General features: G+C 48.6%; 20 protein-coding genes and 1 riboswitch. Of the genes, 7 read left to right on the forward strand and 13 right to left on the reverse strand.

The genetic code is table 11. The features are described 5' to 3' along the window. Positions 1-150 precede the first annotated feature (150 nt). The gene (locus tag THEAE_RS0116240; RefSeq protein ID WP_028988168.1) at positions 151-2,547 is read right to left on the reverse strand and encodes a 3-hydroxyacyl-CoA dehydrogenase/enoyl-CoA hydratase family protein; all 2,397 of its coding nucleotides are present in this window, start codon (positions 2,545-2,547) and stop codon (positions 151-153) included. A gap of 224 nt (positions 2,548-2,771) precedes the next feature. Between THEAE_RS0116240 and THEAE_RS0116245 the strand changes: the two genes are divergently transcribed. Together THEAE_RS0116245 and THEAE_RS0116250 are read left to right on the forward strand one after the other, a co-directional pair. After that, positions 2,772-3,680, forward strand: a complete 909-nt coding sequence (locus THEAE_RS0116245) for an aldo/keto reductase (protein WP_005586696.1) — start codon at positions 2,772-2,774, stop codon at positions 3,678-3,680. Positions 3,681-3,839: 159 nt separating this feature from the next. Further along, positions 3,840-4,061, forward strand: coding sequence for a hypothetical protein (locus THEAE_RS0116250; protein ID WP_028988169.1), 222 nt, complete (start codon positions 3,840-3,842; stop codon positions 4,059-4,061). A 77-nt stretch (positions 4,062-4,138) separates the two neighbouring features. On the opposite strand, the gene THEAE_RS0116255 is transcribed toward THEAE_RS0116250, so the two are convergent. Beyond that, entirely contained in the window at positions 4,139-5,593 is a 1,455-nt protein-coding gene (locus THEAE_RS0116255; RefSeq protein ID WP_005586697.1) for a catalase, read from the reverse strand. A gap of 298 nt (positions 5,594-5,891) precedes the next feature. Here THEAE_RS0116255 and THEAE_RS22265 point away from each other — a divergent pair, with 298 nt between their 5' ends. Next, positions 5,892-6,233 carry a DUF1811 family protein gene (locus THEAE_RS22265; protein WP_169730001.1) on the forward strand — a complete coding sequence of 114 codons (342 nt, stop codon included), beginning with the start codon at positions 5,892-5,894 and terminating at the stop codon, positions 6,231-6,233. 164 nt (positions 6,234-6,397) lie between these two features. On the opposite strand, the gene THEAE_RS21440 is transcribed toward THEAE_RS22265, so the two are convergent. From THEAE_RS21440 to THEAE_RS22270, 8 genes are all read right to left on the reverse strand, one after another. After that, the gene (locus THEAE_RS21440; RefSeq protein ID WP_052330088.1) at positions 6,398-7,753 is read right to left on the reverse strand and encodes an MFS transporter; all 1,356 of its coding nucleotides are present in this window, start codon (positions 7,751-7,753) and stop codon (positions 6,398-6,400) included. 94 nt (positions 7,754-7,847) lie between these two features. Continuing rightward, positions 7,848-8,330, reverse strand: coding sequence for a 6,7-dimethyl-8-ribityllumazine synthase (gene ribH / locus THEAE_RS0116275; RefSeq protein ID WP_005583690.1), 483 nt, complete (start codon positions 8,328-8,330; stop codon positions 7,848-7,850). 17 nt (positions 8,331-8,347) lie between these two features. After that, positions 8,348-9,559 carry a bifunctional 3,4-dihydroxy-2-butanone-4-phosphate synthase/GTP cyclohydrolase II gene (locus THEAE_RS0116280; protein WP_028988170.1) on the reverse strand — a complete coding sequence of 404 codons (1,212 nt, stop codon included), beginning with the start codon at positions 9,557-9,559 and terminating at the stop codon, positions 8,348-8,350. Positions 9,560-9,608: 49 nt separating this feature from the next. After that, complete coding sequence (locus THEAE_RS0116285; RefSeq protein ID WP_028988171.1) at positions 9,609-10,238, reverse strand: riboflavin synthase; 630 nt, start codon at positions 10,236-10,238, stop codon at positions 9,609-9,611. A gap of 3 nt (positions 10,239-10,241) precedes the next feature. Then, complete coding sequence (gene ribD, locus THEAE_RS0116290; protein WP_028988172.1) at positions 10,242-11,336, reverse strand: bifunctional diaminohydroxyphosphoribosylaminopyrimidine deaminase/5-amino-6-(5-phosphoribosylamino)uracil reductase RibD; 1,095 nt, start codon at positions 11,334-11,336, stop codon at positions 10,242-10,244. A 91-nt stretch (positions 11,337-11,427) separates the two neighbouring features. Further along, complete coding sequence (locus tag THEAE_RS0116295; RefSeq protein WP_156920655.1) at positions 11,428-11,601, reverse strand: hypothetical protein; 174 nt, start codon at positions 11,599-11,601, stop codon at positions 11,428-11,430. A 187-nt stretch (positions 11,602-11,788) separates the two neighbouring features. Next, positions 11,789-11,934, reverse strand: a riboswitch (FMN riboswitch). 82 nt (positions 11,935-12,016) lie between these two features. Next, on the reverse strand, positions 12,017-12,673 hold the full coding sequence (locus THEAE_RS0116305; protein WP_028988175.1) for a YigZ family protein: 657 nt from the start codon (positions 12,671-12,673) through the stop codon (positions 12,017-12,019). Positions 12,674-12,827: 154 nt separating this feature from the next. Continuing rightward, complete coding sequence (locus tag THEAE_RS22270; protein ID WP_028988176.1) at positions 12,828-13,460, reverse strand: TetR/AcrR family transcriptional regulator; 633 nt, start codon at positions 13,458-13,460, stop codon at positions 12,828-12,830. Between the two features lie 534 nt (positions 13,461-13,994). Here THEAE_RS22270 and THEAE_RS21450 point away from each other — a divergent pair. Beyond that, positions 13,995-15,293 (forward strand): MFS transporter, encoded by a 1,299-nt coding sequence (locus tag THEAE_RS21450; RefSeq protein ID WP_005583681.1) that lies wholly within the window; start codon positions 13,995-13,997, stop codon positions 15,291-15,293. A 49-nt stretch (positions 15,294-15,342) separates the two neighbouring features. Here THEAE_RS21450 and THEAE_RS0116320 read toward each other — a convergent pair whose 3' ends face one another. Both THEAE_RS0116320 and THEAE_RS0116325 read right to left on the reverse strand, forming a co-directional pair. Beyond that, positions 15,343-16,353: a helix-turn-helix domain-containing protein gene (locus THEAE_RS0116320; protein ID WP_005583680.1), complete on the reverse strand. Its 1,011-nt coding sequence runs from the start codon at positions 16,351-16,353 to the stop codon at positions 15,343-15,345. Between the two features lie 168 nt (positions 16,354-16,521). Then, a complete protein-coding gene (locus tag THEAE_RS0116325; RefSeq protein ID WP_028988177.1) occupies positions 16,522-17,751 on the reverse strand; it encodes an IS256 family transposase in 1,230 nt (409 codons plus the stop codon). 358 nt (positions 17,752-18,109) lie between these two features. On the opposite strand from THEAE_RS0116325, the gene THEAE_RS21455 reads away from it, so the two are divergent. From THEAE_RS21455 to THEAE_RS0116345, 3 genes are all read left to right on the forward strand, one after another. Next, positions 18,110-18,832 carry a YiiX/YebB-like N1pC/P60 family cysteine hydrolase gene (locus THEAE_RS21455; RefSeq protein ID WP_051430850.1) on the forward strand — a complete coding sequence of 241 codons (723 nt, stop codon included), beginning with the start codon at positions 18,110-18,112 and terminating at the stop codon, positions 18,830-18,832. Positions 18,833-18,907: 75 nt separating this feature from the next. After that, entirely contained in the window at positions 18,908-19,999 is a 1,092-nt protein-coding gene (locus THEAE_RS0116340) for a hypothetical protein (protein WP_005583026.1), read from the forward strand. Between the two features lie 13 nt (positions 20,000-20,012). Then, positions 20,013-20,345 carry a hypothetical protein gene (locus THEAE_RS0116345; RefSeq protein ID WP_005583025.1) on the forward strand — a complete coding sequence of 111 codons (333 nt, stop codon included), beginning with the start codon at positions 20,013-20,015 and terminating at the stop codon, positions 20,343-20,345. Positions 20,346-20,457: 112 nt separating this feature from the next. Here the strand turns inward: THEAE_RS0116345 and phaZ are convergent, their stop codons facing one another. Beyond that, positions 20,458-21,360, reverse strand: coding sequence for an intracellular short-chain-length polyhydroxyalkanoate depolymerase (gene phaZ, locus THEAE_RS0116350; protein ID WP_028988178.1), 903 nt, complete (start codon positions 21,358-21,360; stop codon positions 20,458-20,460). Positions 21,361-21,376: the final 16 nt, after the last annotated feature.

Consider the following 21,376-nt stretch of genomic DNA (forward strand, 5'->3'; position numbering starts at 1 on the left):
AACGTATCCTTCTCCTTCGCTCTCTTATCGAACGTGTTTTGTCGCTCCCATCAAGCCATCGTAGAGATGGCCTCCCTCTCGCTCAGGGAAAATAAAGAGGTATTTCTTCCATCATCTCTATAATTTTGATATTCCGATCCAGCGTATGGGTCAGTTCCGCAGCGGTTTTCCCTTCGAGAGCATATATTGCATTCTAGCTTGCGTTTTCGGTTCTCCAGCCAGGCTTAGGAAGGCTTCTCGCTCCAGATCGAGGAGATACTCCTCCTCCACCTCCGTTCCTGCAGGCAGACGCCCCCCTGCAAGCACAAAGGCTAGCTTCTCGGCGATCTTCTGGTCATGTTCACTAATATAGCCCGCCTGCCTCATGGAGTAGGCACCTAACTTCATCACCGCATAGCCCGGCTCACCGACCACCTTGATCTTTCTTTTTTGCGGCGGCTGATACCCTTTTTGGGCCAACGCCAAAACCTTCTGTTTCGCGTCATAGAGGAGGTGATCCGGATGGATGCTGATCGTGTCGGTTGGGCGCATATACCCTAATTTTTTCGCTTCCAGCGCGCTGGTGGAGACTTTGGCGAAGGCGATCGTTTCAAAGACTTGATTCACATAGGGTTGGAGATCAGCCTTCGACCCTTCCGGAATCCGCTCCATGAAACGGATGAGAAGCTCTTTGGTTCCCCCTCCTGCAGGAATAAGCCCCACTCCCGTCTCTACCAACCCCATGTACGTCTCGGCGGATGCCTGAATGAGGCTGCCGGCTGCGGCAACCTCATACCCGCCCCCCAAGGTCATCCCAAAAGGAGCGGCAACGATCGGCTTCGGGAAGTACTTCAGGCTCATGGTAAATCTCTGAAACTCGCGAACGAGCAGATCCAATTCATCCCAATTCTCGTCTTGGGCCTCCAACAACATCATCATTACATTGGCCCCGGCACTGAAATTCTTCCCTTGATTTCCAATGACCAGGCCTTCGTAATTCCTCTCCGTCTCTTCCAGGGCAAAGCGGGCCACCTGAATGATATCGCTTCCAAGGGCGTTCCCGGTCGAATGAAATTCCAGGCATAAGACGCCGTCACCCAAGTCGATCAGGCTGGCGCTCTTGTTCCCCTTCACCTCTTTCCCTTCTTCTTTTAACCGTTCTAAGGAAATGAACTCCGGCCTTTCCTCCACCTTCCGGTAAGAACCCTTTAAATATTGGAAAATCCCTTCCCGATCCGTTCGGTAAAATCCTTTGATTCCGGATCGAAGCATCTCTTCAATCCAATCGGGAAGGTTTTCGCCCTCTTCCTTCATGCGGCGGGTCGCTTTTTCAAAGCCGATCGCCTCCCATAGTTCAAAGGGGCCCAGCTCCCATCCAAAACCCCATTTCATCGCCTGATCGATGGAGACGAGATCTTCGGATATCTCTCCCACTTTCTCCGCCGCATAGAGGAGGGTGCGCTTCGTCACGTTCCACGCGATCTCACCCGCCCGGTCCTTCGCATAGAGGAGCGTGCGGAGCCGTTCCTTCCGATCCCCCGTCTTCGCCGCCTGCAAGGAAGGCGCGGCCAGCTTCCTCCGGGGACGGTAAGAAAGGCTCTCTATATCTAAGGCAAGGATCTCCTTTTCCCCATTTTGCTTTACTTGCTTATAAAAACCCTGACCGGTCTTTGATCCCAGCATTCCCCGGGAGAGCATCTCCTCCATAAAGGGGGGAATGTGAAAGATGCTCTTCTCTTTTGGATCCTCCACATTCTCATAGACATTCCGAGCCACATGGACAAAGGTATCCAGCCCCACCACATCGAGGGTGCGGAAAGTGGCGCTTTTGGGACGACCCAGGGGCGGGCCCGTCACCGCATCCACTTCATCGACGCCGTACCCTCCCTTCAGCATCTCATCCACCGTCACCATCAGCCCGTAAGTTCCGATGCGGTTGGCGATAAAGTTGACCGTATCCTTGCAGAGAACCACCCCTTTGCCGAGGATCCGCTCCGCAAAATCCTTCATAAACCGCACCACGTCGGGATCGGTCTCCTGGTGAGGAATAATCTCCAGGAGCTTCATATAACGGGGCGGATTAAAGAAATGGGTGCCCAGGAAATGGCGGCGAAAATCCTCACTCCTTCCTTCCGCCATGGCCGTGATGGAGATGCCGGAGGTATTGGAGCTTACGATGCTGCCCGGCCGGCGATAGGTTTCGATCTTCGCCAGAACCTCCTTTTTGACCTCCAAGCTCTCCACCACCACTTCGATGATCCAATCCGCCTTCTTCAATCGGTCCAGATTATCTTCCAGATTCCCGGGGGTGATCAGGTCGATCCGCCCTGGATCGTACAGGGGGGCCGGGCTCGCCTTAAGAAGTTTGTTCTTCCCCTGTTCGGCCAAACGGTTCCTTACCTCCCTCTTATCCAGGCTTAATCCTTTTGCTTCCTCCTCCGGTGTAAGCGATTTCGGCACAATGTCCAGTAAGTCACTCCGAATCCCCACATTGGCCAAGTGGGCAGCGATCCCTGCCCCCATCACACCGGAGCCGATGACGGCTACTCTCTTAATGCTGCGCGACAAACCAATCCCTCCTCTTGAATGGTCTCACTTTTACTTTTATTCCGGAGCCGGCTCCTTCAGTCGTACGGTGCGTGAATGAATACTCATTCATTATTCTTTCTATTACTATAAAACAAATAGGGTTTACATGCAATGGGGAAAGTTGCATTTTCCGTACTCTTCTTTATTTTCAAAAGCGGAAACTCTCTATACAATGAAGGAAAAAGGATAGGAGGAAGAAACGTGTGAAGAAAAATCCCTTAGGCCATTCCCAATTATTCGTAACAGAGATCGGCTTCGGAGCCATGTCCATCGGCACCGATGAAAAAACGGGAATCCGCCTCATCCATGAAGCGTTGGATCTCGGGGTGAACTTCATCGACACGGCCGATCTCTATGATCATGGACAGAATGAGAAGATTGTGGGCAAAGCCATCCAGGGGAGAAGAGATCAGGTGGTTCTGGCGACCAAGGTGGGAAACCGCTGGCGAGAGGATGGGACCGGATGGGATTGGGTCCCTTCCAAGGAGTACATCAAGGAGGCAGTCCAAAAAAGCTTAGCCCGTCTTAAGACCGATTACATCGACCTGTACCAGCTTCACGGGGGGACGATTGAAGATCCCATCGATGAAATCATCGAAGCCTTTGAAGAATTGGTCCAGGCAGGAGCGATCCGCTACTACGGCATATCCTCCATTCGGCCTAACGTGATTCGGGAATACCTGAAACGGTCCCGCATCGCAAGCGTCATGATGCAGTACGGTCTCCTGGATCGCAGACCGGAAGAAGAGATGCTCGATCTTCTTTATCAAAACGGGGTAAGCCTCATCGCCCGGGGACCCTTGGCGAAGGGACTCCTGACCGATCGTATCCTTAAGGAGGAGAGAGGGGACGATTTCTTGGGCCATTCCTATCGGGAAATCAGAGCGGCGGTAAAAAAGATGAAAAAGATCCGCCCGGAGATAAGTCTCTCAAGTCTCTCCCTGCGTTACCCGCTTTCTCACCCTGCTGTCGCCACCGTCATCCCTGGGGCAAGCAAGATCGAGCAGATGCAGGAGAATGTAAGGGCAGCAAAGACTCCTCCCCTGACCGAGGAAGAGAAGAAGGCGCTTCAATCCCTATTCTGGCAAGATCGATATGAACTCCATCGGTAATTCGTTGCATTAAGGTGTGGGGTTATGTTCACCTTCCCCCGCGTTTCAAATTCACAGAAAAGTCATTCATCTATATGGATAAAATCAAGCATTTGGCGTATAATAGAATTACTATCTCATCTCAAAGAGATCAAGAAACAGAAGAAGGAGGGATGAAGAATGGATTTTTCCTTGAAAAGCAAACACGGTGCCTTTCCCGTCGAGGTGACGATTGATGAGGAGAATCATCGCTTCACCGTTCGCAACTCGGACACGACCGGAGAATTCTTCAATTCCCCCCTTGAATTGATCTCTTGGATCACAGAGAATTGGAGAAAAGAGGACTTCGAAGACCCGGACGCGTACGAGAGGATGCTTCATGAGTTCCGGTACTATGCCTAATCCGCAGTAAAGAATGGGGGGAAGGCCGATTGCATGGCAATCGGCCTTTTTTATGCGCTACTTTCCACGATCTTCGGCTATTTCTTTATTCCGCTTGTCTGGAAAAGCGCCTCTTCAACTCGACGTCCATAGTCAGGGTCCGCCTTGGCGAAGTGTTCAATTTGACGGCGCTTAATATCTTCTCTCGTTACGTGTCTCAACGATTCAACAATGTTTTTCACGAGACGCGCCTTTTCTTCCTCACTCATGAGACGGTACAAATCGCCAGCCTGTGTGTAATGATCATGATCATCATAGGGGACGCTGTCCGCCATACCGGATACCTCAAATGGGGTGATTTTATGCTCCGGAACTTCCGCCGGGCCTTCGAAGCTGTTCGGTTCATAATAGACAGACCCTCCACCATTATTGTCCAGGCGCATAAAACCGTCCCGTTGATAATGATTGACCTCAACCCGGGGCCGGTTAATCGGCAGCAGATGATGGTTTACGCCGACACGGTACCGGTGCGTATCACCATAGGCAAATAAACGCGCTTGCAGCATCTTATCCGGGGATGGCTCAACACCGGGAACCATGTTCCCAGGGGAAAACGTCGCTTGTTCCACTTCGGCGAAATAATTCTCCGGATTGCGGTTTAACACCATACGGCCCACTTCAATGAGGGGATAATCCTTGTGCGACCACACCTTGGTCACATCAAAGGGATTGAAGCGATACGCCTTCGCCTCTTCCAACGGCATGATCTGCACATATAAGGTCCAGGAAGGAAAATCTCCGTTTTCAATCGACGTAAAGAGATCTTCGGTATGATAATCCGGATTTTCTCCGGCGATTTTGGCGGCCAGTTCCGGGTCCATATTTTTTACGCCCTGGTCGGTTTTAAAATGATACTTCACCCAAACCGCTTCGCCCTCTTTGTTTACCCACTTAAACGTGTGACTCCCATATCCGTTCATATGGCGGTAAGTTAATGGGATGCCGCGATCTCCGAACAAATAAGTAACCTGGTGCAAAGATTCCGGTGATAACGACCAGAAATCCCACATGGCCGTCGGATTTTTCAGATGAGTACGGGGATCACGCTTTTGCGTATGGATAAAATCGGGAAATTTAATCCCATCGCGGATAAAGAAAATGGGGGTGTTGTTTCCGACGATGTCGTAGTTCCCTTCTTCCGTGTACATTTTTACCGCGAATCCCCGCGGGTCGCGAACGGTATCGGCAGAACCCGACTCGCCGGCCACCGTCGAAAAACGGACAAAAACGGGGGTGCGTTTCCCAACGTCGTTAAACACTTTTGCTTTTGTATACTTTGACATATCGTTCGTTACTTCGAAATAACCGTGAGCACCTGCTCCTTTCGCGTGGACGACTCGTTCCGGTACTCGTTCCCTATTAAAATGCGCCAGTTTTTCCAGAAGATGCACATCCTGAATTAACGTCGGACCAGAAAGCCCCCCAGTCATGGAATTCTGGTTGTCACCAACCGGAGCTCCCCAACTCGTGGTCAGCTTTTTCTTTTCGGACATCCTCATTCTCCTCCTCTTCAGTTTTTCTCCTTACAAATTCATAATAACTTTTTTAATTTTAAAGTCAATATCTATTTATAATAATTTTAATTAAAAGCGATCATCAAACATGGAGGGATAGACCCCCGTTTTTATGCATGATAAAATAGTCGTGAAATACACAAAAGCCCTTTTCGGCGTTTTTTGGTTCAGAAAGACGTTTTTTTGGTTCAGAAATGAAAATTACCGGTCTTTTTCCGCAATGGGGATTGTTACATATCAAGGCAGGGAAAATGAGAAGGAACGGAGAGGTTTAACCATGCAAAAGCTATTTAGCCAATGCACAAAAGAAGAGTTAAAGGAAGAAGCAAACCGCCTAAAAGAAGAGATGATTAAAAAGCGGGCGGAAGGGGAGCATAGCCGGGCCAACGTCCTGGAGAAGCGGTACTATCTGGCCCTCTCCTACCTGAAAGATCCCGGAGAAATTCTCCCTGGAGTCACTTACTCCATCCTCGGCGACGGCCGGGAGCTTATGGTGGAATGGATCGACGGTGTCATGGCCTGGGGTTATCTCTATGGGGACCGGTCCGGCGAGATGGTGGCTTTCCCCATCGGACAACTTGCACCGAAAAGAACTTGCCATCACCATGAACATCCGTAATGGTGGACCTCCTTGTTTGGGCGTTCGGTGAGATCCTGAAAAGAATTTATCATGCAGTGCAACATCCTTCGTTTTCCTTCGTCTAATAGAGTGAACTCTCTCAAGTTCCCCTGACGAAAACCCGCTCCCTATTCAGGAGCGGGTTTTCAAGCATTCCTATGTTTTCATTTATCCCTTCTTTTTGGCCACACACGCCTGTGAAGTTTCGTGAAAGACAAGGAGAGTTGAGCCCATCGACCGCCCAAGTGCTTCAATAGGGAAGCCCCTTCCCCATGGGTTTGCAACAACTCTTTTCTTTCGTAGAGGAGAAATACACCGAGGAAAGAAAAGGCCCCAATCAACCGAAAGACGGAAGAGATGTTCATGGAAGAATAAATATCGCCTAACTCCAAAAGCCAGACCCCAACCTGGGGAGCGATAAAACCGACGAGGCCGATAATGATGTTGTATCCTGCGATATAGGTGGTCCGCTCGTTCTCGGGGGATACATGAAGAAGCTGGTTAAAGAGAAGCATGGTTACTCCCGCCACAGGGATTCCCGTCCAGAGGTTTACCAGGACCAGATAAAAGAGATTGGGAGAAAGGATGGTGAGCGTAGGCGCTGTCGCAAGCCCCAATCCACTTAAAAAGAGCATGGCGGAATTCCCATATTTATTTGCGAACCGGCTCCAGTAAGGATAAGCAAATATCTGGGACAATTGGTTCGCCACCGTAAAGAAGCTAAACCACATGGCCGTCGCGTGGGCATTCTTAATCTGGTAAATATTAAAAAGGGGCCAGGCCATCTGCCAGCCGAAATTTAATAGAATGGCACAGATCATAAAAAGTAGATAAGGCCGATTCTTGATCATCGCCGGGATAAAGCGGAGAGGCGATTTAAGAGGAGATCCCTTCGGCGTAACCGGAGCATCTGCCGGATATTCAATATGGCGGAAGAGATAAAACGACTCCATCAACCCTAAGAGAAAAGCGAGAAAAAAGAAGAAAGAATAAGGATATGGATTGGTTTTATCAAAGAAATTAAGAATCAGACCGACCCCAAGAACCGTAATCATCGAGGCCAAGGTGGCATATTTATTCCGAATCCCGAAAAAGTTGTTTCGTTTTTCGGCAGGAATGAGGTCCCCGATAAAGGAGGACCAGGAGAGGTTGGCGAAGGAATTGGGCAAGCCGAGAAGGGCCGCCGCGATCACGAGCATCCAAGCCTGATCGAAAGGCAAAAAAGGAATGAGGGCGATAAACAGGTAAATGATTTTCCCCAAAGCGATATTATACCCGGTAAATTCCCTCTTCTTCGTCAGCCGGTTTAAAATCAACGTGCCCGGGATGATGGCGAGGAGATTCATCATCTGGGGCAGAGAAGAAAGAAGGGCTACCTGATACTCATTGGCGCGGAGGGCTTCCATCGCGAACAACGCAACAAATCCTGCATAGATATTGCCGGCGGCGGCGGAAAACATCGCATTTTTAATGCTATATTTCATGTTTAGGGCGATCTCTTCAGGAGTATAGCGGTACATGATGCATTCCTTTCCCTCATACGCTGAAGATAACTATACTCCTTTTCTCATCCCCTTACAAGAGAGAAAAAGCACCCTCTTCAAGCGGTGATCGCTAGTCGACCGATTCATTTTCGAATAACCGGCATAGCCGGGCCATCTCAATGGCGGCCAAAGCCGCTTCCCAGCCTTTATTTCCAGCCTTTGTCCCGGATCTCTCTATGGCTTCCTCGATGGTATTCGTCGTCAGCACCCCGAAGAGGATGGGGATTCCGGTTTTAAGCGAAACGGAAGCAACGCCTTTCGCCACTTCTCCCGACACATACTCGAAATGAGGGGTAGCTCCCCGGATGACCGCACCCAAGGCAATCACGGCCTGGTATTTCCCGGAGGAAGCCATTTTTTGGGCAATGAGCGGTATTTCAAAGGCCCCCGGAACCCAGGCCACTTCGATCTCTTTTTCATCCACCCCATGCATCCTTAATGCGCCCAGGGCTCCTTCCAATAAAGGTTTTGTGATGAAGTCATTAAAACGGCTCACCACAATGCCGAACCGTAAGCCCGTCCCGATCAGGTTCCCTTCCAATTCTCGAACCATTTTCCCACTCCTTCCTCTTAAATCATCATCAAAAGATGTCCCATTTTTTCCTTCTTGGTACGCAAATACCCTTCATTATTGGGATTCGCATCGATCTCCAAAGGAATCCGTTCCACCACTTCTAAACCATGCCCGTCCAGTCCTTTGATTTTTCTGGGATTGTTGGTCAAAAGCCTCATCTTTCCTACCCCCAGATCCTTAAGAATCTGCGCGCCAATCCCATAATCGCGGAGATCCGCCGGAAAACCTAACCGTTCATTCGCTTCGATCGTGTCATACCCTTCCTCCTGCAGCCGGTACGCCTTTATTTTGTTCACCAGGCCGATTCCCCGTCCTTCCTGCCTCATATAGAGGAGAACCCCCTTTCCCTCCTTCTCGATCTTCTCCAATGCGGCATGGAGCTGCGGACCGCAATCACAGCGATAGGAACCGAAGAGATCCCCCGTTAAGCATTCGGAATGTACGCGAACGAGAACCGGTTCATCCGGCCGGATCTCCCCCTTTACCAGAGCGACATGCTCTTTATCATCGATGAGGGTGGTGTAGACCATCACCTGAAAATCCCCATACGCTGTAGGAAGGGTTGCCTCCGCCGCCCGTTTGATCAGCACTTCCCGCTCTTTTCGGTACTTGATTAAATCGGCGATCGTGATCATCTTCAACCGATGAACCCTGGCGAATTCGATGAGGTCAGGAACCCTGGCCATCGTTCCGTCTTCGTTCAGAATCTCACAGATCACGCCGGCGGGATATGCGCCTGCAAGGCGCGCCAGATCGACGGCGGCCTCCGTATGCCCCGCCCGCCTTAAAACCCCTCCCTTCCTCGCAATCAGGGGGAAAATATGCCCGGGCCTGCGAAAATCTTCTCCCCTCTTATCCTCGGAGATTAGGGCCAGAACGGTAACGGAGCGGTCATGGGCGGAGATCCCTGTGGTTGTCCCCGCCTTGGCATCGACGGATACCGTAAAGGCGGTCGATTGGCTTTCCGTATTCTCTCCCACCATAGGGGGTAAACCGATCGCTTTCGCTCTTTCTTCGGTCATCGGCACACAGACCAATCCTCTTCCATAGGTCACCATGAAATTGATCACTTCCGGCGTCGCTTTTTCTGCCAGTGCGACGAGATCCCCCTCATTCTCCCGATCCTCGTCATCGCAGACGATCACCACCTTCCCCTGACGCAAATCCTCCAACGCTTCTTCAATGGTTGAAAAAGGGGATTTTTCCATTCGAAACCCTCCTACTCTAATCATCCATGTTGGTGCAAAAATTCCCCGGTCAATCCCTTCCCTTCCGAGAAGTGGAGAGTACCGATTCTTCCCCTCTCCAAAGCAATTTTTCCACATATTTCCCAATGAGGTCGAACTCCAAATTGACCAGATCTCCCACCTGTAGCTCTCCCAGCGTCGTCACCTGCAACGTATGGGGGATAAGGGCAATGCGGAGGCTCTCTTCCTCCACATCCATCACCGTGAGCGAAACGCCATCCACCGCGATGGAGCCTTTTTCAATCACATATCTCATCATTCGATCCGGCGCAGCGATGCGGATCACTTTTCCCTCCCCTTCTCCTTGGATGGACTTAACCTCTCCCACTCCATCAATATGTCCGCTCAACAGATGCCCGCCTAATCTCTTTCCCAGGGATAAGGCACGCTCCAGATTTACTCTCCGGCCTAAAGCAAGGCGGGATACATTGGTCCTCCTTACCGTCTCCGGAACCACCTCCACCGTAAATGCCGATTCTCCCATAGAGACCACCGTGAGACAGATCCCGTTTACGGCGACGGAATCGCCAATCTTTAGATCCTCCATCGTCTTCGTCGCATCGATCGTAAGGGAGTAAACTTCACCCGTTTGGCGGATGGCGGCCACCTGCCCCATCTCCTCCACAATTCCTGTAAACATGCCTCACCCTCCTCTTCTGAGATATCCTTGGATGAACCAGTCTTCCCCCACCTTTTCCACCTGAACCTCCGTCAGCGGGAGAGCCTCATCCATGCGGGGGAATCCTTTCCCTCCGAAGGGGGTAGGTCCCTTCCCGCCGATCAACTTTGGCGACAGGAAAAGGAGTACCTTATCGACCAGTCCTTCCATGAGTAAAGAGCCGTTCATTTCTGCACCCCCTTCGACCAAAAGGAACGCGATCTCCCGCAGACCCAGGACGCGAAGAAGCTCCTTCAGATCCACTCTTCCCTCCCGTTCGGGGAGGGGCAAAACCTCCGCCCCTTTCTCCCTCAGTTGGGCCATCTTCGCCGCATCGGCTCCCTCCCCGCAGGCGATCAGCGTCGGAGCCGCCGAGGTATCCAAGACACGGGCGGTTAAAGGGATGCGGAGCCTCGTATCCACGACGATCCGAAGCGGGTTCTTTCCTCCTTCCGGCAATCGGGTGGTTAAAAGGGGATCATCCGCCAATACCGTACCGATCCCCACCATCACCGCATCGGCCTGATTCCGGAGACGATGGACATACTCCCGGGCGGCTGCGCCGCTCACCCAGCGGCTATCCCCCGTATGGGCGGCAATTTTCCCATCCAGGGTCATCGCCATCTTTACGACGGTGAAGGGGCGCCTCTTCGTGATGTAGTGGAAAAAAACCTCGTTTAATCTCTTTCCCTTCTCCTCCCCTAACCCCACTTCCACGTGAATCCCTGCCTTCCTCATCTTCTCCACCCCCTTGCCGGAGACAAGGGGATTCGGGTCAAGCGTCGCCACCACCACTCGTTTAAGACCGGCTGCGATGATTTGGTCGGCACAGGGGGGAGTCCTCCCATAGTGGCTGCACGGTTCTAATGTAACGTACAGGGTTCCTCCCTCCGCCTCCTCTCCGGCCATCTTGAGGGCGTGAACCTCCGCATGGGGAGTACCCGCCTTGAGATGAGCACCAAAGCCGACAATTCTTCCCTCTTTTACAATCACGGCGCCCACCATCGGATTGGGCCATGTTCTTCCCTCTGTGGAGGCGGCCAAGGCGAAGGCGTGATTCATATAGAATTCATCGTTCATCCGTTCCCCTCTCCTTATGGATCTCTCTTTCTCTTCGATCAAAACAAGGCAACAAAAAAGCCCGGAAGGAAAAATCCTTCAGGGCGTTTTTTTATCCATGCACAAGAGAATCCCTCAACAAAACCTTTCCCATTTGCTCCCCCGGTCTTACCGTTGATTCCGTGCCCGAAAGCTCCTCTTCAACCGTAAGGATGAAGAGAGCCAACCGGTCGATGGGGTGTCCGCACAGGTCTAAGCCCTCCTCATCAAGGAGAGGAAAGAGCACTTTCCCCATCCGGAGGTGGAGGAATCACTTCACCCCTCCTCATCCTGGCATAAGGAGAGGAAAAATGACCTTTTCCCCTTAGACAGGATAAAAAGGAAAAGAGGAATTATAACCGATCCAATGGGTAAGGGAAAGGATCCATTCCGGTCGATCCTGTGCGTAAAATGTGCGTAAAAATAGAGGGATCTCGTTCCTTCTTCCATCCGGACTATACCGTCGGTACCGGCTTCTCACCGGTTCTGCCTTTCGGCTCGTGGACTCCACTCTTCCCTTTTGAAGAGATGTTACCACCGGTCGGGAATTGATTTCTCTCACCCTGCCCTGAAGGAACTATTCATTTTCATTTATGTTTTATAAGTATAGCCCTTTCTCCTCCGTCTGTAAAGGGGCCTGTCCGGGGTTTTTCCCCTCGCTCCTACTCCTCCTCGGCGGAATGCTGCAGCACGGGAAAATCGACATATCTTTCTTCTAAAAAGCGGATTTCCCCCTGCCCGTGGGTGAGATCGGTCATCCAGGCGGAAAAAGCCTCCTCCTCCCCCATTGGCACCTCCACATGAAGGGTGACCGCATCCGTATAGTCGATCTGGGACAGGCGAATGGCGCGGGTGCGAAGTTCATTCTCCACTCTTCCCAGCAGGGTATAAGGAATACGTATCGTGATTTCCCGGTGCAAGACCCGTTCGATCACTTGGGCCGCATCCACCCCCCGGGTCGCGCTCTTCCCGTAAGCCCGGATCAGCCCGCCCGCCCCCAGCTTAATCCCGCCGAAATAACGGGTCACCACCACCACCGTATCCTTCAGATTTCTTTTCTTCAAGACTTCCAGGATCGGTTTGCCTGCCGTACCGGAAGGCTCCCCATCATCATCCGCTTTCTGAATCTGATCTCTCTCCCCGATGAGATAGGCGGAGCAGTTATGCGTCGCATCCCAGTGTTTTTTGCGGATCTGCCCGATAAAGGCCAGGGCCTCTTCTTCCGTCTCGGCCCGATTTACCTGGGCGATAAAACGGGAGCGTTCAATCTCGATCTCTTCCTCCCCGTACCCTTTGACCGTGAAATATCTTTGCAGCATAAAAATAGACTCCCCCTTTTAACACGTCCCGAATGTTCTATTTCTATCCCCTCCTCTAATGGCCATCTTTCCTTCGTACTTCTATCCGTACTTCCGCCAGATTCGATTTCCAGCACGCTTTCTATCCAGATGATCCACACGATTTGATTCTCGTTTACGTGAGATTCCCGTTCATGGAATTCCGATTCTCTTCTTCCGCATCTTTTCTCATTTTAATTCCGTCAAGAAAAAGCTGCAAACCGAGTGTGCCCACACGATTCTGGGGGGATTTATTCATGAGGATCTGATAGCCGGCCATTCCCTCCATCATCCCCATGAAGGAATAGGCAAGCTCCTCAATATCCAGGGGCTTGAACTCCGCCCGGACGATGCCATCGAAGAGGAGTTCCCGGAGCATATCGTGTATTCGCCCCATCCAGCCCTGCATCCTCTCCGATGTGATGGGATGGGTCAGATGAAGGAGCCAGAACTCCATGCTGATGACCCACATGGTCTCGCCCGAGTCCCGATACGGAAAGTGTAAGAAACGCCGGATCTTTTCCTCATACGGACCCTTTTCTTCCCGTAAGGCATAGTAATGATGTCCCAGCTTCTCGATCCAATCTTCCATCAAGGCGAAAAAGAGCTCTTCTTTGCTGGGAAAATGCCAATAAATGCCTCCCTTGCTTACGCCGGAGAGGCTTACCATTTCATCCATGGTGGCTCCTTTATACCCCTTTTCCCGGAAGAGCCGAAAAGCGGACGCCAAGATCGCCTCCCTCTTCCCGGCAGGATCTCTTTTTCTCATCGAATTTCATAACCCCTTATACAATCAACTACCCTCATTCTACCCAATCGGGAAGATGAGGGCAATTGTTGCTGCACCCTATTATCTTCATCATTTTATCGGGGATCGTTCAATAGTAAACGATTGTTAAGATAAAAGTTTATTTTTTTCTAACTTATTTAAGGTCGATGAATCTGAACATTTATTTACGTATCCTTGTATTTACGCGTGCATCCGATATGTAGAGGCTACACTTTAAGGATCTCGGGAGGGGTAAAGTATTTCAACAAAGTATACAAGGTATACAAGACGTTTAGATAATAAGCCATCATAAAATACAATAAAATAATCTATATCACTTGACAATTCATATTTGTTTGGATATATTCTCTTTGTATCATTTGTTAAGTTTTTAATTGATTAATGTTACTTTATAAATAACGATCGCAGGATAACGGGAGCGCTTGCCTATCTTCACGTCATCTATCTTCCACGTCCAGGTTTACAATCAACTCCGGTCTTGTCCGTATCAGAGGGGGGTTTATTGCGTCGCCTATGAAAACTGTGACAGAATGGTCCCCTTGGCGGGACAGACGGTTTCTTCTCTTTGCCAGTGGAAACTTCATCGACAATGTGGGCAACTCCATCTACAACGTGGTCCTCCCTTTACTGGCTTATGATCTAACCCAGTCACTTACGGTTATGTCCTTTTTAGCCGCCACCCTACCCCTAAGCTTTTTAACGGCGCCGCTTTTCGGGGTCCTCGCCGATCGCTTTGGCTCCAAGGTATTGGTGATCCCAGGGCTTGGAGTACAGCTGATCGCGGCACTCGGGATCAACCTGATGGCCATGGGCGCCTTAGGGGGTGGAGAAGAGAACATCGCCTTAATCCCGCTCATGGCGCTTGCACTGTTGGTCCAACTCGGTGGAAACGCTTACCGGAGAGGATGGATGGCGGGAGTCCCAAGAATGTTCGGGGAGCATGCGGTGAAAGCGAGAGGCAGCCTTAACACGCTCTATGTCGCTTCAACGATTTTAGGACCTCTATTTGTGACGATCGGTCTTCCACTCATCGGGTACGTATGGCTTCTCTGGATCAACCTCTTCACATACGTCGCCCCGATCATCGTCTGGTGGCTCGGCGCCCATCCACCAGATCCTTCTCCTCGAGCGGGTAATGTAGGCTTCTTTTTTTTCCGAGATCTCGCCGAGGGGTGGATGATCTTGCGGAAACAGCCACAAATCTTTAATTATTTATTTGTTCTGTTTCCCCTTACTTTCGCGACGACGATTGAGGCCCTGATTATCTATTACCTGCGCAATTTTTGGGATCTTTCCGCTCAATACGTAAGCTCCGTATGGATAATCGTAAACCTAGCCACATTAGCAGGTTCTTTGTTTGCCAGTGAACAAAAGAAGCTCGACTTGCGTTGGTTATTAACCATTACGGTGGTTGGCTCGATAATCACATTATTTCTGTTGCCCGTACCTATCCTTCCAATTGTTTTGTTTGCCGTGATCCTACAATACATCATGGATGGTATATTGGGTACAACCGATTCGATGATGATGGTGAAATTTATCCCTGCCGAAGCCTTCGGACGCATCAACGGGATCATCTTGCTGCTTTACAGCATCCCTTCGGTCGCATCGAAGTTTCTGGTCCCGTTGATTCAGCACTTCGTCGGTGTTCAGATTACGTTCGTTATCTTAGGTCTCAGTGCTCTCTTTTCGGTATTCTGGCTATTTCGAAAGTGGAACCTGTGGTCCGACGATGCTCCCACGGTTCCTGCCCTCCAGCCAAGCAGTCAAAATGTCCGGCAAAACAGTTTTTCGGAAGATTCAGGACAGTGATCAGTAATTTACATCAATGCTTGCCAATCCTACATCATGAATTTTTTTCTTAACTCACATTGTATTTTCTTTTTGTTTCAAACAATTTTTCATAAATCTTCTTTTTCATTGGATTTGCATCAGGTAGAAGAGGAAGTTCTTTTTCCACTTTCTCTAGATTTCTCTTCCCTTCATCTATCTCCCCATTTTTCAACTGAACATCAGCTAAGGCTCGGAGGGCCCGGACATAAAGTTCATATCGCCCTTCTGTATAAAAGATGTATACTGCCTTCCGCATCAGGTTTATTGCTTCTCTCAATTCTCCTTTCATCTCGTGGGTGAGGGAAAGCAAGTGGTGGTATTCTCCCAATTGGTACAGTATTTGGTTTCGTATAAGATCGTAGAGAATGGCATATCCCGCTTTTAAAAGATCATCGTATCTACTATTACGGTACCAGACCGATAATAAATTGTAGCCAATTTTAGGATAAAGACTTCGATCTTTCAAATATGGGATTTCTTCAAGGCTTCGTAAAGCCTGTAGGAAAATCTCCTCCGCCTCAGTATCCCGAGATAACTTCATCAGCACAAGCCCTAATGAATTGGAAATTCCTATTTCTAGTTCTGTAATCGGCATCGGGGAAAGAGATAAGAGTTCTCGGAGAAGATATTCCGCTTTAGAAAGATCCCCTTCCTTCCGGAACATTAGAATGGCCTCATACCACTTAATATAGATATAAATAGATTTGGGAGTCTCCCTCATTCCTTTCACCAGTTCTTTGAGATGTCTGACCACATCGTCTAATAACTCGTATTCTTCATAATAATCCAATTCCCTGCAAAGATCCATCATCCGTTGAATATCTTTCATTTGGGGAGATTCTCCTGAAGGAAGAAGAAGAAACCCTATAGGGATCGATAAACGTTCACTGATTTTTTCTAAAATTGGAAGTGAGGGAGTGGAATGACCTTTTTCGATTCTCCATAGTGTATCCGGATTACATATCTCATCCGCCAATTCTTCAAGGGTAAATCCTCTTTTCTTCCTATAATCGCGAATGTTTTTTCCAATGGAATTCATCAAACTCCTCCTTGTCGTCGATGATGTTCACAATTTTCTTTTTCTTTTCTGCAATCTTTCATGTGGACGTTCACATTTTTGCATGATATTATGAACACAGAGCATAACAAATAAGGGTCAAGTCCTAATTGTGGTGTAAATTCTCCCCTCCCCGGTGATTGCATTATGTTAACTAACCTTTCGGACGCTCTGCTGTGACTCCGCCACCTCCTTCTTCCTACGCTCCTCCCGCCAGACGTAATAGTCTTCCATGTCAAAGTACCGGTGACCAGATTGCCATTTCTCGTCAATCTCCATCAGCAAGGCACCTAGAAGCCGTATCGCCGAGTCTCGATTCGGGTAGATTCGAATCACCCGATCTCGCCTGCGAATTTCCTCATTAAGACGCTCCTGACCGTTGGTAGTACGGAGACGTTTCCTGTACCGTTCTGGCAGCTCCAGTACTGCCGTGATGTCATCAAAGCCCGACTCGAGGATATCCACAGCTTTTCGTGCTCTATCGCTGTACTCTTTCACAACCTGCTCCATCAACAAACGGGCTGTCTTCACATCTGGCGCATCAAGGATGGCCCGCATTTTCCCATACAGCTCCTCCTGTAAACTCTTAGGCACGGCGTCCAAGAAGTTGCGCATAAAGTGCGTTTGGCATCGTTGCCAGGTACAGCCTTGAAACTGGGTGTGTAGGGCTTTCACAAGCCCGCTGTGGCTGTCAGAGACAACGATATCCACACCATGCAGNCCTCGGTCNTTCAACCAGCCGAAAAACGCACTCCAACTGGCTTCAGACTCGCTATCCCCGATGCGCATTCCTAGCACTTCACGGTATCCGTCTTCACCCACACCAGTAGCAATCAAAGCAGCCCTCGAGCGCACCCTGCCATCCTCACGAATCTTTAGCACCATGGCATCCACGATCACAAAGGGGTATTCCTTGTCCTTCAGGCTTCGTTCGTTCCATCCTTGGACAACGGGGTCCAATCGTTTACAGAGCTCCGATACGGTAGACTTGGAAAACTCTTCTCCACATAGCTCCTCCGTGATAGCGGCTACCTTCCTTGTGGATACACCATTAATAACCATCTCCATCATCGCCAGTAAAAGTGCCTGTTCACTGCGCTGATAACGGGCAAAAAGCTCTGTGGAAAACTTGCCGCTACGGAGTCGTGGCACCCGCAATACCAGCGTACCGACGCGGGTCGTGATGGGATGGGGGCGAGTACCATTGCGATAACCCTGACGATCTTCAGACCGTTCGTAGGGCTCTGCATTCAACTGCTCAGTGGCCTGGGCTTGAAGAACCTGATTCAGCACCTGTTCTAGTAAGACAGCCACCCCCTTATCTCCAGAAAATAGATCTTTCAAAATTTCATCGTTCAAGGTAATATTATATTGTGCCATCTCCATACCTCCCTGTAGATTTTGTTCACAAACTCATTCTACCAGAGAAGGGCGGGGGTGGCACCTGTGTATTATGTCACCCAGCTGAACGATTGATTTTACACCAATTATACGGACTCAACTCAAATAAGACCCTATAACTTTATTATACCAAAGAACTGAGGTGATTGTTAGATTTAGATGCGACAAATCATTATTTCTATGTTCATCATCGCCTTTTTTCTCTTCTCTGCTACTTACACCACAGATGATATTAAGGTTATTACAGGTAAGGGTACCGGTTCAACTCAATTATTCCCTCATGAGGACGATCCGATCGATGGGAAATAATTAAAAAAACATTTAAAGGAGACTTAAAATGAAAAATGTCTTTTTCAAAAAGGGTAAATTGGGAGTAACTATTTTTCTTTCACTTCTGTTGATGATGCTTTCGCAACCAATGTACGCTGAAGAACCAAATAAGTTTGATAAGGATCAGGCGCTTAAGGAGTTGCAAGAAGATTTGATTGTGGTAGAAAAAAAGAGAAATGAAACAAAGAGCGTGTCGCCGAAGGAGTATGTGAAGGTATTGAATCAATTGAAGAAAAACGCTCCTCAGAAATACGAAAAAATTATGTCTGAGGAGTTGAACTCTCCTAGGTACGTACCAAGTTACTCTGGTCAAGTTGGAACAGAGGGGGATATTTTAGTCACATACGACAATAAAACCAGCGGTTGGCATCACGGACACGCTGCAATTGTGAGGTGGGATAACACATATATTATCGAAGCATGGCCTGATGATGGTGTCCGATATTATGTGAACAACTGGGCTAGTCGCTTTATAGATGCACGTGGTTTTTGGGTAACAGGTGCAAGTGAAGATGATTATGATTATGCCGAAGACGTCGCTCAACGCCAAATAGGAGAACCATATTCGCTCACGACTAGTAAAGATGACACGACCAGATGGTATTGCTCAAAGTTAGTCTGGTACGCCTGGAATCAACAAGGGTATGATTTAGACCCAGATGGTGGGTATTATGTACTTCCGTCTGATTTGGAAGATAGCGACTTAACTTACCGATTCTTCATTCAATAAAATTAAGATAGCGTGATTTTCTCCTACATGGAAATCACGCTTACTTTTTAAAGTCAACGATCACTGGAGGTAATGATGAAAAAAGGATTATGGCTTTTTCCTGCAGTGATTATCATAACTGCAGGTATAATTGCATATATTGCGTACAAAAATTCCAACAACGTTATGAATAATGTAGGTTATTCTCCATCGGCCGGAACAACTGTGGAATTCGAGTACATTAATGCTAAAAATGAAGGACAAATTGATGTTCCAATAGGAATTATTTATTCACATCCTTTTTATAACAAATCATACTTCGTCAAGATTTCAAATGATAAAATCACATCCGCTAAAATTAAAGCAGCAGGTATTTTAAAGATGGAACAATCAAGCGAAAATGAACGGGAAATATGGATGTGGTCAGATCGAGTAGATCAACTTTATCGATTTGATTATGAAACAATGAGGTTGTTGGAAATGCGGAATTTAAAAGCCCCACTCAGTTTATTTGAAGATCATAAACAAACGATACTTAAGGGACTTAACATTGATTTTAAAGAAAATCGACTGGAATATACCTTCAAAGATAAAGAACATTCCATTCAGTTACCACCATTTCTTCTTCAAGCACTTATCGACAGAAACCATATTTACCTGTTTTCGGATATCGTAGAAAAAAAGAAATCCGTTCTCTATGTGATCAATATAAATGATGGAAAAATCATCCATACCATATCTTTGAATGATTCTTTTGCATCTGACATCGTTCATTACCGTCACTACATTGTTTTAAGCACAAAACGGCATGTTTCTGCTGTAGATACTCGGGACTGGAGTGTGAAGTACATTGAGCTTCCCAATTCAACTATCCAACCCGATCACTTTTATCTTTTCGAAAACAATTTATACGTTTCTTACGGAGACAATGTTACGCATGAAGCAGGATTGCTAAGAATGAATGAAAGCTTGAACATAATAGCGAATTACCGATTTCATTTTCCGTATAATAGTGCCGAATTCTTTAATGATCGAATCTATGTTTTATCCCAATTGCCATCTTACAACCACAAAAGTTTTAATGGAATAATAGGGGTCTTCTCAATTCACGACGGGAAGAAACTGGCACAACGCTTACTGCCAAATAAGGAAGTAAAAGTACAGGATTTCATCATTCTGCCCAGATAAAGGAGAAAAGAAAATGCCGTTACCCGATTATGTATGGTTCATCTATTACACGTTCTTCGCTCTAACCTTGGTGTACGGAATCTTGGTTTTAATCAAAGGGGTGATCCCCCGCCTCTGGTCGACTATAGCCGTCGTAGGAACCATTTCGTTTCTACCCCTCGCCTTTAGTTACAGTTTTTATCGGCCCGAAAACGAAAATGAATGGGAACATTTCATAAACGGGATTGTGCGAGGCGATCCTTATGCCTGGTTGCTTTTACTCTTTTTCTTATACTTGATCATTTGGTGGTTTTTTGCGATACGCGGGATCATGAAACAGGGTCCGGCTTCTCGAACCAAATCCTGATAACTCATGGAATGGATAAAACAATCTCCTCCCATATAAACAAAAAAAGATCCCCTCAAGCGGGGGATCTCCACGTAGGATGAAATCAAATCCGCTTTAACCGGCATTTCCTCTAGGAACGGATAAATTCCACCATGATCTCCACCAATCCCGGCAAATCATCCACAATGGGAGAATGGCCCCAATTTTCTTTGATCACGAGCTTCGCATTCTCACCAATCGCCAGTGCGGTGGATGTGGCCATATATTCGGGAACGACCAGATCTTGCTTGCCCCATAAGACGAGGGTGGGAATCTCAATCCGGTCGATCCGGCCGCTTCCTTCGGTTACCCCGTTAAACCCGTGCCCCATATTGAAGGAGGCGAGGGCGTAATCCACATCGACCAGGTTCCGTTGGGTCAGCATATCTTCCAGATAGGCTTCATATTCCTCCGGATCCGGTTGATTCCGGTTATAGATGACGGCGTTCCAAATCATGCGCAGGGTTTCTTTATCCCGGTTCGCATAGGCATTTACTATGGGAATCACCTTCACCGGATCGTTGGCGATCTCTTCCTTCGTCGTCAGGTAATCCCCCGGAATCTCCTCCCCTCTCTCATTCTTCCGAAAGATGGGGTAGCCTGTATACCCCACGCTCTCCAGGAGGATCAACTTCTTTGCATATCCCGGAAAATTGGCCACAAACTCCATCGCCACCCCTCCGCCGGTGGACCAGCCGGCGATGGTGAAGTCCTTTAAACCCAGAAGATCTACGAAAGCCTTTACATCCGCGGCGAAATCAAAAAGAGAGTCGATCGGCTTATGGTACGTAGATAAACCAAATCCCCTTAAGTCGACCGCCACCATCCGAACTCCCTCGGGCATGGCCATTAAGACCGGTTGCCAATGCCGGGAAGAGGTCATGTTGCCATGAATGAGGAGCAAGAGCTCCTCTCCCTCCCCCGCCGTCCGGTACCCCATCCTCTCCCCATTGGGCAGCAGCACCACCTCATGAACTTCAATCGTTCGCTCCATCCCGAATCCTCCTCTC

This window comes from Thermicanus aegyptius DSM 12793 (assembly GCF_000510645.1).
In the GTDB taxonomy this organism is placed as follows: domain Bacteria; phylum Bacillota; class Bacilli; order Thermicanales; family Thermicanaceae; genus Thermicanus; species Thermicanus aegyptius.

Coding starts and splice junctions, on each gene's coding strand:
- THEAE_RS0116250 (WP_028988169.1), top strand. CDS start 3,840: ATGGATTTTTCCTTGAAAAGCAAACACGGTGCCTTTCCCGTCGAGGTG.
- THEAE_RS0116255 (WP_005586697.1), bottom strand. CDS start 5,593: ATGTCCGAAAAGAAAAAGCTGACCACGAGTTGGGGAGCTCCGGTTGGT.
- THEAE_RS22265 (WP_169730001.1), top strand. CDS start 5,892: ATGCAAAAGCTATTTAGCCAATGCACAAAAGAAGAGTTAAAGGAAGAA.
- THEAE_RS21440 (WP_052330088.1), bottom strand. CDS start 7,753: ATGTACCGCTATACTCCTGAAGAGATCGCCCTAAACATGAAATATAGC.
- ribH (WP_005583690.1), bottom strand. CDS start 8,330: ATGGTTCGAGAATTGGAAGGGAACCTGATCGGGACGGGCTTACGGTTC.
- THEAE_RS0116280 (WP_028988170.1), bottom strand. CDS start 9,559: ATGGAAAAATCCCCTTTTTCAACCATTGAAGAAGCGTTGGAGGATTTG.
- THEAE_RS0116285 (WP_028988171.1), bottom strand. CDS start 10,238: ATGTTTACAGGAATTGTGGAGGAGATGGGGCAGGTGGCCGCCATCCGC.
- ribD (WP_028988172.1), bottom strand. CDS start 11,336: ATGAACGATGAATTCTATATGAATCACGCCTTCGCCTTGGCCGCCTCC.
- THEAE_RS0116305 (WP_028988175.1), bottom strand. CDS start 12,673: ATGCTGCAAAGATATTTCACGGTCAAAGGGTACGGGGAGGAAGAGATC.
- THEAE_RS22270 (WP_028988176.1), bottom strand. CDS start 13,460: ATGAGAAAAAGAGATCCTGCCGGGAAGAGGGAGGCGATCTTGGCGTCC.
- THEAE_RS21450 (WP_005583681.1), top strand. CDS start 13,995: ATGAAAACTGTGACAGAATGGTCCCCTTGGCGGGACAGACGGTTTCTT.
- THEAE_RS0116320 (WP_005583680.1), bottom strand. CDS start 16,353: ATGAATTCCATTGGAAAAAACATTCGCGATTATAGGAAGAAAAGAGGA.
- THEAE_RS21455 (WP_051430850.1), top strand. CDS start 18,110: ATGAAAAATGTCTTTTTCAAAAAGGGTAAATTGGGAGTAACTATTTTT.
- THEAE_RS0116340 (WP_005583026.1), top strand. CDS start 18,908: ATGAAAAAAGGATTATGGCTTTTTCCTGCAGTGATTATCATAACTGCA.
- THEAE_RS0116345 (WP_005583025.1), top strand. CDS start 20,013: ATGCCGTTACCCGATTATGTATGGTTCATCTATTACACGTTCTTCGCT.
- phaZ (WP_028988178.1), bottom strand. CDS start 21,360: ATGGAGCGAACGATTGAAGTTCATGAGGTGGTGCTGCTGCCCAATGGG.